Below are 10,345 nucleotides of genomic sequence, written 5' to 3' on the forward strand. Positions count from 1 at the left end.
GGCTTCCCAACATCCAACTTAGCTCCGTTGCGTATTGAGCCGGCGCCAAGAGCGTGCACTAGGTTACGCGCTGAAAAGTGATTCCAGATACTTGTAGACTGGTCGGGCGAACGGGAAAAAAATCAGGATGAGAAATCCCACTGAAAACAAAACCAGAAGAATGGCCAAAATGAATCTGACAAGTCTCATACTATAAATAATATCAAAATTGCATCTTTGCACGGGATTTTTCTGGCTCGGCGCTGGATGCTGTATCAGGTCGGCGCCGAAAATCAGCAGACGGTAAATCAGCTAAGCGGCTTTAACAAGTTCTCGTGCCATTCGGCCTAAGGCCAAGTTAGCTCCGGTTACGACACTATCCCTAGCGGGCAGAGAACCGTTACGGCGTAACGATTCTTTCCCGTCCGAATTTGACCGTTTATGGCATTCCATATAAACATGCAATTTATACAAAGGAAAAAAATCCCACGCTAGGCGAGCTTCCAACTACAGGTTGACTAGTTAGGCGTTGTTGCTTTTAATGATTTGCAACGGGAAGTAGCGAGATAAACTAAGCCGAGACCAACTAAAAAAAAGCTACTTGGTTCAGGCAGAGCATTCACGAACGATACGTCGAATGAACTGCTGATGACCTGAGACCCGGATGATACAAAGGTTAAAAGGTCGCCTGATGGCGAAGCTAATGTAAAAGAAGTAGACGTACCCGACGTCGATACAATGAAGTCTCCGCAATTGGTACTACAATATAGCGCTTGGCCAGACGCAATCAAACGATCATCGCTTGATTTAAAAGTGTTCCACTCGGTAGAACCGTTTATTGGGTGGTCAAAAATGGTGTCGAGATTTGTGTCCAGATAGATAACGAAGCTGTGTCCATCTATAAGATGGAACAACGTTGAAGCGCCTGTTTGACTGTACGTACCATTAGCTTCATAGAGGCCATAAAGACCGTAGTAATCCCCTTCTGCCTGCCAAACCAAGGATGAACTGAAAGTGCCGCCGGTTCCAACTAGTTCACCAATGCTAGAAAATCTCTGAACGGAATGACCCGTAATTTTGTCAACGGATATCCTTGTGGGTGGCGCGCCATAAACGAGTGCCTCAGTCACGAGGAGACTCGAGTAACTTTGCGCCACTGCTGTCGAGCTTATAAGTGCAAGAATGGACGCCGCTGTCATGATTTTTCTAAGCATAGAATTTTAATAAGTGAATGCAAAAAATGTTTTTATATAAACTTCTTTTGAAATAATAAAACTCAACCAATTCAACGGATTAGAATAAACTCGGGCGGACAAAATTTATTACCGCAGATATTGCTTGCAGGCACTTTCATGTCTCCGATATCGACTGTATCGATATAAAAAGGTACACGCTCAGCGAACTTTGAGATGTAACTCGCCTAGTGATGCATTCCGGTTCTTTCTACCTGCGACGCTTTGCTGCGACGCTGAGTAGGCCGAGACCTAGCAAGGCAAACGAGGTTGGTTCTGATACTGGATTTGAATTAGTAAATTTATATTTGACCGGACTGCCGGTATAGAAAATACTGTTTGAAAAATAATGAAATGAGTTGTTCTACGGTGTAGTAGTCCATTCCAACCCTGTTACTAATGCAGTCCCAAAATCAACTTCCAAACCATGTACGTGGAATTCGCTAAATGTCGTACCGATGTAGACTTTAGTCCAAATACCATCCAACTCAAGGTCCAGCATCCCCACGGAAGCACTGCCATCATGGCTATGGTACTCAGCAGTGCATAAACCACCACACGCAACGTACAAATCAGAAGCAATTACTTTAAGATGGCTTGCTTGAATAGCATCAACCGTCAATGATGATGTATCGAAATCGGCAGCGCCGGTCCATTCAACATTTACCGCAAAGGCTGCATTCACCAGCAGCACGCTTGCCACAAGACCAGACTTAATAACGCTCTTAGCTACTAGCAAGTTTAGTTTTTCACTTTGGGTTTCCAAGTGCGAGAAATCTTTAGTTTTTCTACCTAGCAATAACCATGCCGAAGTTTCCAAAACAGAATAAGTCGTTGTAAATCAAATATTTGTCAATTATCAATTGCTGCAAAAAATATTACTGTAAATAAATTCGACATTGCATGACTCTTGAACCGCAGAATATTTATAAAGGAAACCTTTAAGACCATATGCAAAACGTTACTTTCGGCTTTGTTAAAATATATCGCTTTCATACCTATCTGAATTGGAAGCCTTGCGCCTACCAGCACATGCGGGAAAGGCAAATGCCCGTATCCCTATCCGCGTACGAGTGTAAGCACTGAAGACCAGGCAACAAGGAAGCCGTGGCTCAAGCTCGGGCGCGCTCGCTAAAAGATGGATCACTGGTATGCCGATGAGGGAGTATCAGGGAAGTCCACGCCTGCGGTCCGCCAGAGTGCTCGACCAGATCCTTGATGGCGGGACGCCCATAGGCTCGAAGCCGACCGTCTTGGACGCGATGCACTTGATGTCGGCGGCACGAGCAAGCTGCCAGGCGTCCGCAACATTCAAATGATTGCGCTGTAGTCCAGGAAACTGGGTCTGACCTTTCGCCTGCCAAGGCGATGCTGGCTATGCTCGCGGCATTTCGGCGAAATGGAGCGTGTTTGTTCTACGCGTAGTGCGCACATAGGGCGAAAAAGAAAGGCAAGAAGCTGTGCCGTCCGACCAAGACCAGCGTGACACAGCGCAGGCAGATACTGGCCGAGCACCAGGCCAGTATTACCGTTAGGGCACTGTACCGGCAATAGGGTGTGTCTCGCTTCAGCATTGCCCGTATTGCGAAGCCAGCAGGGGCCTTGGCCCAGGTCGAACCCATTGTTGCATCGACCTGCTTGCGGAGCGCATCATGAGAACGGTTGCCGGGCGAGAGAGGACATACTCGGCACTAACTTGAGCCGCTACAGTTAATCTCTATAGTGACTTCTTTTAATCCTGGAACTTCATGTCGCCCTGCGCCGCTCCATGGTGCAGGCGCGTGCGCGGCTCCTTTGGGTAACGCGGGCACTGCGCCAGGGCGCTACCCTTGATGGCGATGTGTGACGCGTAACTACGCCGCTCAAAATGAAGCCGGCATTATGGATGAACCAAGGAGCCGGGATAGACTTGCTTCCTGCGTCTTCCCTATGACTTTCTGCTTGTCGCCGGCGGGAGGCGTTGACCAAAACTGCGCAGACAGTCTATTTCCCCTGACTTGACGACCCAAATCCCTGGCACTTCCAGCACGGCGAATCAATTTGTCGCCGAAAAGGTAACCGGTAACTATGTCGATATTGCCACCTTCAATCCAGACAACACATTCAGCGTCTTCACGTACTGGAAGGCAGCAGCCTGCGTTGCAAATGACGGCACCTCGCAACTCGACGCACGCCAGACCCGCCAGGGAGTTGACTACGGCATCTACGCACTGTACACCGCGAGCGGAACGGTATCGAAAAGCGGCTCGGCAACCACGTTCACCCTCGTACCTGGCACCGGCTCCCTGTCGATCTATAAAGGTCCCAACCGCGACACCGTCTTTACTGCGTCTGAACGGCCCGCCACTCCACCAGCACCGGCACCACTGGCGACATCCGGCTGGCTAGCGGCGGACCTCTGGCAGGCCAGGGCACCCTGAACTCGACATTGCAGTCGTTGCAGCAATCCCGCTGCGTGATGCTCGTTGCCCCGTCGTGTCAGGCGGGACTTTCGTGGAAACGTTGCCCGGCCATCCCTCCGCCACTTGTTTGATTGTTATGCAATGTGCAGCGCCGCGCTCGATTTGGTTATTCCGATGCATGCCCAAGCGCGCAAATCGTGTCCCGGAACCACATCAACCGCAATATTATTGCCATGTAGAAATTTACTTATGGCAAAATAAGCGTCAAACGGACGTGGGCAACTTGCCGGGGTCCGCAACCTCGAATAAATTTCCCGGCCGGCCACTCTCAAGCGATGTCATTCATTACCAGCCATCCTGGTCCCGCCCTTGCGCTGCATGCAGTGCTGCTTTCCCACCCGCGGCTGGACGCCGCGGCTGCCGACCTGGCGACCCGCCTGGCCGGGATTGCGCATGCCGACCGCGTGGCGATCGGCCTGGTCGAAGGCATGCAGGTACGCGTGATCGCGCTGTCGCACGGCGTGACCGTCGATGCCGGGCAGGAGTTGCCTACGCTGCTCGCCGCTGCCATGGACGAGGCAATCGACCAGGCCGCCAGCATCGCCTGGCCGCAACCGGAAGGACAGCCGCGCATCGTCGCCGCCCAGCGCGAACTTGCCGGCCGCCACGGCGGCTCCGTGTTCACGGTTCCGCTCGCGGTCGAACAGCGCATGGTGGGCGCCATCACCTTCGAACGCCACGGCGAAACCCGGTCCGACGCGTTGTCGCTGGCCGACTGCGAGGCGCTGGCGCAATCGCTGGCGCCAGTGCTGCTGCTCCGGCGCGACGGCGAACGCAGCCTGCGGTCGCATGCGCTGGCCACCCTCAAAAGCACCGTGCGCGGCATCCGCCAGACCGGACCCAGCCGCGCCGCTGCCGCCACGGTGCTGGCGGGCGCGCTGGCTGTTTTCTTCTTCGTGCCGCTGTCCTACGACGTGACCGCGCCGGTGCGCCTCGAAGGCGCGGTGCAGCGCGCGCTGACCGCGCCGGACGACGGCTACCTGCAGCAGGTCAATGTGCGGCCCGGTGATGCGGTCAAGGCGGGACAGGTGCTGGCCGAACTGGGGCAGCAGGATTTGCAGCTCGAACGCAGCAAGACCGAGAGCGAGCTGGCGCAGCATGAAAGCGGCTACGGCGCGGCGCTGGCGCAGGCCGACCGTTCGATGCTGGTCGCCTACCAGGCCCGCGCCGAGCAGGCCCGCTCGCGGCTCGACCTGATTGCGCGCCAGATCGCGCGCGCCCGCGTCAGCGCGCCGTTCGACGGCGTCGTCCTCAGCGGCGACCTGACCCAGTCGCTCGGCACGCCGGTGCAGCGCGGCAGCCCGCTGATGGTGGTGGCGCCGCTCGACCGCTACCGGCTGATCGTCGAGGTCGACGAGCGCGACATCGCCGATGTGGCGAACGGCGCGGCGGGCCGCATCACGCTGACGGCGCTGCCGGAGCAGGCGTTCCGCTTCCGCACCGAGCGCGTTGCGCCGGTCGCGGTGACGCGCGAGGGCCGCCATTTCTTCGAGGTGGAAGGCAAGCTCGATGCCGGGTCCGGCGTCCTCCGTCCCGGCCTCGAAGGCGTTGCCCGGATCGCCGCGCCGGCACGGCCGCTGGCCAGCGCGCTGGGACAGCGGCTGCGAACCTGGCTGCGCATGTCGCTCTGGTCGCTGGGGTGGTGGTGAGCGAGCCGCTGCTGAGCGCGCACTGGTACCGGGTGGCGCACCTGCAGCCGCGGCTGCGTCCGCAGGTGCGGGTACAGCGCCATGCCGAGCGCGGCCAGGTATGGCACCAGCTGGCCGACGCCGCCAGCGGACGACGGCACCGGATCAACCAGGATGCGTGGCGCTTCGTCGGCTGCCTCGATGGCGAGGTCACGGTCGCCGAGGCGTGGGACGCCGTGCTGGCGCGCCACGGCGACCGAACGTTGACGCAGGACCAGGCGATCCGCGTGCTGGAACAGCTGAGCAGCGCCGAGCTGCTGCAATGCGATCTTCCGCCCGACATCCATGCGCAGTTCCGGCAGAAGCAGAAGCAGGAGACCCGCCAGCGCTGGCTCGCGATGAATCCGCTGGCGATACGGCTGCCTCTGTTCGACCCGACCCGCTGGCTCGACCGCTGCGCGCCGGCGCTGCCGCGGCTGTTCAGCCGGCTCGCGCTGCTGGCCTGGCTGGCGGCGCTGCTGCCGGCGTTGCTGATGCTGCCGTACCACTGGCCCGAACTGAAGGCGTTCGCACTGGGCCACGCGGGCACGCCGCGCTTCCTTGCCATTGCCTGGCTGGCCTACCCGCTCATCAAGGGCCTGCATGAAGCCGGCCATGCGCTGGCGGTGCGGCGCTGGGGCGGCGCGGTGCGCCAGGTCGGGCTGACCATGTTCCTGCTGGTGCCGGTGCCGTATGTCGACGCATCGGCCGCGTCGGGATTCACGCAGCGCTCGCACCGGGTCGTGGTCAGCGCGGTCGGCATCATGGTCGAACTGCTGCTGGCGGCGCTGGCGCTGTATTTATGGACCGCGATCCAGCCCGGACTGGTGCGGGACATCGCCTTTGTCACGCTGCTGACCGCGGGCCTGTCCACGCTGGCGGTGAATGCCAATCCGCTGCTGCGCTTCGACGGCTATTTCCTGCTGTGCGACCTTGCCGGCCTGCCCAACCTGGACCAGCGCAGCCGCGCCTGGTGGTCCGGTTTCCTGCACCGGCGCGTGGCCGGCACCGATGCCGCGCCGATGGCGCTGGCGCCGGGCGAGCGCAAGTGGCTGGTGCTGTATGCGCCGCTGGCGCTGGCATACCGGACCGCGCTCGGCATCCAGACCATGCTGTGGGGCGCGGGCAAGTCCGCGCTGCTGGCCGGGCTGCTTGCGGCCGCATTGGCGGCGGCGCTGCTGGCCGGCCCGCTGCGCACCGCCGGCCGCATCGTGCTGCAGGTGCTGGGCGACGGCGCACGGCCGCGCGCCCGCATCGCCATGCTGGTGGCCGGCGCCGGCCTGCTGCTGGCGCTGGCGGCGTTGCCCCTGCCCTTCGGCACGTCGGTCAGCGCCGTCGTCTGGCTGCCCGAGCAGGCGCAGGTGCGCGCCGGCACCGCGGGCGTGATCCGCGAGGTGCTGGCGCGCGACGGCATGACGGTGACTGCCGGCCAGGTGCTGGCGGTGCTGGAAGACCCGGACCTCGGCGACAGCCGCGTGGAAGCGGCCAGCCGCCTGGACGCGCTGCTGGCCGAGCAGTACAGCCTGCTGCGCAGCGCGCGGGCGCAGGCGCTCGGCCTGGAGCAGGCGATTGCGCATGCGCAGGCCGAACTGGCGCGGCTGGATGAAAAGATAGCCGGCCTCGTCATCCGCAGCGGCGTGGCCGGCCGCCTCGCGCTGCGGCGCCAGGACGACCTGCCCGGCGCCTATCTCAAGAAGGGCGCGCTGCTGGGCCATGTGCTGCCCGACGGCGACGCCACGGTGCGCGCGCTGGTGCCGCATGCCGACGCCGCGCTGGTGCGCGAGCGCAGCCATGCGGTCTCGGTCTGGCTGGCCGACGGCGGCGGCGCGGTCCCGGCCCGCCTGCTGCGCGACGTGCCGGCGGCGACGCAGACGCTGCCGTCCGATGCGCTGTCGGATCGCAACGGCGGGCCGCTGGCAACCGATCCGGCCGACAAGGACAACCTGCGCGCGCTGGAGCCCTACTTCCTGTTCGACGTCGCCTTGCCCGACACTGCAGGCGGCCGCGCAGGCGCCCGCGCGCAAGTCCACTTCGACTTCGGCCGCGAGCCGCTGGCCTTCCAGTGGGCGCATGCGCTGCGCCAGCTGGCCGTCCGCCAGTTCGGAAGGGACAGCTGACGTGAAACCCATCCATTTGCCGCCCATGCCAGGCCTGTGCTTCGGCGACTATCCGCAGCGCCTGGCGCAGCCTGCTGCCAGGCCGGGCGGCGCGTGGCTGATGTCGCGACTGGCGCGCCTGCGCGGCGGACCGGCGCGGATGAACAGCTTCGTCGCCTCGGTGCGCCGTCACGAAGCCCGCTTCGGGGCAATGGCGGAGGCCGCACGCGCGGCGCAGCTGCAGTCGCTGCGCGCACAGACGGCGCGCGACGGGCTGGGCGATGCGCTGCTCGCGCCGGTGCTGGCCCTGGTCTCGCTGGCCTGCGCCCGCACGCTGGGGCTGACGCCGCACGACACCCAGCTGGCGGCGGCCCACATTCTGCTCAACCGCCAGCTCGCCGAGATGGCGACCGGCGAAGGCAAGACCCTGGCCGCCGGCATCGCCGCGCTGGCTGCCGCCCTGGCCGGCGTGCCGGTCCACGTGCTGACTGCCAACGACTACCTGGTCGGACGCGATGCGGCGATGCTCCGCCCGCTGGCGGCCATGCTGGGCCTGTCGGTCGGCGCGGTGACCCAGCCGATGGACCAGGCCGCGCGGCAGGCGGCCTACCGCTGCGACATTGCCTACTGCACCGCGCGCGAACTGGTGTTCGACTACCTGCGCGACGGCCTGCTGCAGCGGCGCGGCGCGGGCTCGGGCCGGCTGCTGCGCGGCCTGTGCATGGCCATCGTCGACGAAGCCGACGCGATCCTGATCGACGAGGCGCGCATTCCGCTGGTGCTGTCGCAGCAGCAGCCGGCCGACCCGCGCGAACTGCAGGCGCTGGCGCTCGCATGGCGGCTGTCTGCGGAGCTGGAAGGCGGCCGGGATTTCCGGCAGGACGGCGCGCGCGGCATCGTGCTCGGCAGCGCCGGGCGTACGCGGCTGCGAACGCTCGCCGGCAGCGCGCCACCCTGGCTGGCGGCGCGGCGCGGCGAAGACCTGGTGCGGCTGGCGCTGACCGCGCGCCACCTGCTGCTCAAGGGCGTGCATTACCACGTCCGCGACCGCAGGGTCTGCCTGATCGACGAGACCACCGGGCGCAATGCGGAAGGACGCAGCTGGTCTGGCGGCCTGCAGCAGATGGTGGAGTTCAAAGAGGGATGCGAGCTGACCCCGCCGGCGGCCAGCTGCATGCAGATCACCTACCAGCGCTTCTTCCCGCGCTACCTGTGGCTGTGCGGCATGAGCGGCACGCTGGCCGAGTCCCGCGGCGAGCTGTGCGCCAGCTATGGGCTGGTGGTGCAGCGGGTGCCGCTGCACCGCCCTGCCCGCCGTACGCTGCTGCAACCCGGCGTGTTCGCGAGCGCCGATGCGCAGTGGCGTGCGGTGGCGGCGAAAGCGGCGGCGCTGCGCAGCGCCGGGAGACCGGTGCTGATCGGCACCGACACGGTGGCGGATTCGGAAGCGCTGTCGCAGGCGCTGTCGGCGGCCGGCCTGCCGCATGCGGTGCTCAACGCCCGCTGCGACCGGCATGAGGCCGCGGTGGTGGCCGCCGCCGGCGCGGCCGGCGCCATCACGGTTGCGACCAGCATGGCCGGCCGCGGCACCGACATCGCGCTGCCGCCGGACGTGTCGGCGCGCGGCGGCCTGCACGTGATCTGCTGCCAGCAGAACAGCTCGCCGCGCATGGACCGCCAGCTGATCGGCCGCTGTGCCCGCCAGGGCGAACCGGGCAGCGCAGAGCGCGCGATTGCGCTCGACGGCAGGCTGCTGGCGAAGCAGCCGCTGGCGGCGGCGCTGCGCCGGCTGGCGGGAGCCAGCGGCTGGCATGCGCGCTGGGCGGCGCGGCTGGCGCTGCAGGCCGCCCAGTCGGCTGCGCAGCGCCGTGACCGCCGCGAACGCCGGCTGCTATTGCAACGAGACACCGAACTGGCTGGCTGGCTGAGTTTCAGCGGCCCGGCCGAATAAGGACAGGACATGATGATCAAGACTGCTTACTTTCAAATGAACGCCGCCGCCTGCGCAGCGCTGCTGGCGACCTTCGGCCAGGCGCATGCCGCGGGCGCGGTCGGCTGCCTGATCGAGCCGGAACGGGTGGCCGACCTCGGCACCCCGACCGCCGGCGTGATCCGCTCGATGATGGTCGAGCGCGGCGACCGCGTGCGGCGCGGGCAGGTGATCGCGGTGCTGCAGGACGACATCGAACGGGCCTCGGTGGATGTCGCCCAGACCCGGGCGCAGGCCGACGCCGAAGTGCGGGCCGCGCTTGCCGGCCTCGACCTGGCGCAGCAGAAGCGCGACCGCTCGCACGACCTGCACGGCCGCGGCTTCATCTCGGCGCAGGCGCTCGAGCAAAGCCTGGCCGAGACCCGCGTCGCCGAGGAGAAGCTGCTGCAGGCGCGGGAGCAGAAACGCTCGCTGGAAAAGGAATCGGCGCTGGCCCGGGTGCGCCTGGGCGAGCGCACCATCCGCAGCCCGATCGACGGCGTGATCGTCGAGCGCTATTTCACGTCGGGCGAACGCGTCGAGGAAAAGCCGATGGTGCGGGTCGCGCGGGTCGACCCGCTGCGGGTCGAGGTGATCCTGCCGAGTTCGATGTACGGCAGCGTCGGGGCCGGCAGCAGCGGCCGCGTGACGACCGACCTGCCGGGGATGGCGCCGGTGCCGGCCACCGTGTCGCTGGTGGACAAGGTGCTGGATGCGGCCAGCGGCACGTTCCGCGTGCGCATGCTGCTGCCGAATCCCGACGGCCGCATCCCCGCCGGCCTGCGATGCAAGGTCGAGTTCAATGCGCCGGCGCTGACGGCGACCAAGCCGGCCGCGCTGCCCGCCTCGGCGCCCGCAAGCGCCAAGCCCGCCCTCAGGATGGACTTCCGCGGCATGACGATGCTGAATCCCGCGCCGCCCGGCAGCCGGCGGATGTAAG

The 10,345-nt window shown here is 64.0% G+C and carries 8 protein-coding genes; 5 read left to right on the forward strand and 3 right to left on the reverse strand.

The annotated features are described in order from the left end of the window. Positions 1 to 497: 497 nt before the first annotated feature. The 3 genes from QOL82_RS24035 to QOL82_RS24040 all read right to left on the reverse strand — a co-directional run bounded on the left by QOL82_RS24035 (position 498) and on the right by QOL82_RS24040 (position 1,977). A complete protein-coding gene (locus QOL82_RS24035; RefSeq protein WP_283444845.1) occupies positions 498 to 1,109 on the reverse strand; it encodes a PEP-CTERM sorting domain-containing protein in 612 nt (203 codons plus the stop codon). A 313-nt stretch (positions 1,110 to 1,422) separates the two neighbouring features. Further along, positions 1,423 to 1,545 carry a PEP-CTERM sorting domain-containing protein gene (locus tag QOL82_RS29325; protein WP_430438538.1) on the reverse strand — a complete coding sequence of 41 codons (123 nt, stop codon included), beginning with the start codon at positions 1,543 to 1,545 and terminating at the stop codon, positions 1,423 to 1,425. 30 nt (positions 1,546 to 1,575) lie between these two features. Beyond that, positions 1,576 to 1,977, reverse strand: coding sequence for a hypothetical protein (locus tag QOL82_RS24040; RefSeq protein WP_283444846.1), 402 nt, complete (start codon positions 1,975 to 1,977; stop codon positions 1,576 to 1,578). Positions 1,978 to 3,208: 1,231 nt separating this feature from the next. On the opposite strand from QOL82_RS24040, the gene QOL82_RS24045 reads away from it, so the two are divergent. The 5 genes from QOL82_RS24045 to QOL82_RS24065 all read left to right on the forward strand — a co-directional run bounded on the left by QOL82_RS24045 (position 3,209) and on the right by QOL82_RS24065 (position 10,344). Continuing rightward, entirely contained in the window at positions 3,209 to 3,631 is a 423-nt protein-coding gene (locus QOL82_RS24045; RefSeq protein WP_283444847.1) for a hypothetical protein, read from the forward strand. A gap of 317 nt (positions 3,632 to 3,948) precedes the next feature. Then, positions 3,949 to 5,322 carry a GAF domain-containing protein gene (locus QOL82_RS24050; protein WP_283444848.1) on the forward strand — a complete coding sequence of 458 codons (1,374 nt, stop codon included), beginning with the start codon at positions 3,949 to 3,951 and terminating at the stop codon, positions 5,320 to 5,322. Beyond that, complete coding sequence (locus QOL82_RS24055; RefSeq protein ID WP_283444849.1) at positions 5,319 to 7,457, forward strand: efflux RND transporter periplasmic adaptor subunit; 2,139 nt, start codon at positions 5,319 to 5,321, stop codon at positions 7,455 to 7,457. Before QOL82_RS24050 ends, QOL82_RS24055 begins: the two co-directional genes overlap by 4 nt. Before the next feature lies 1 nt (position 7,458). After that, a complete protein-coding gene (locus QOL82_RS24060) occupies positions 7,459 to 9,387 on the forward strand; it encodes a preprotein translocase subunit SecA (RefSeq protein ID WP_283444850.1) in 1,929 nt (642 codons plus the stop codon). A gap of 9 nt (positions 9,388 to 9,396) precedes the next feature. After that, complete coding sequence (locus tag QOL82_RS24065; protein WP_283444851.1) at positions 9,397 to 10,344, forward strand: efflux RND transporter periplasmic adaptor subunit; 948 nt, start codon at positions 9,397 to 9,399, stop codon at positions 10,342 to 10,344. The last annotated feature ends 1 nt before the right edge of the window (position 10,345 follow it).

This window comes from Noviherbaspirillum suwonense (genome assembly GCF_900182955.1).
GTDB classification, from domain to species: domain Bacteria; phylum Pseudomonadota; class Gammaproteobacteria; order Burkholderiales; family Burkholderiaceae_D; genus Noviherbaspirillum_A; species Noviherbaspirillum_A suwonense.

Coding starts and splice junctions, on each gene's coding strand:
- QOL82_RS24050 (WP_283444848.1), top strand. CDS start 3,949: ATGTCATTCATTACCAGCCATCCTGGTCCCGCCCTTGCGCTGCATGCA.
- QOL82_RS24065 (WP_283444851.1), top strand. CDS start 9,397: ATGATGATCAAGACTGCTTACTTTCAAATGAACGCCGCCGCCTGCGCA.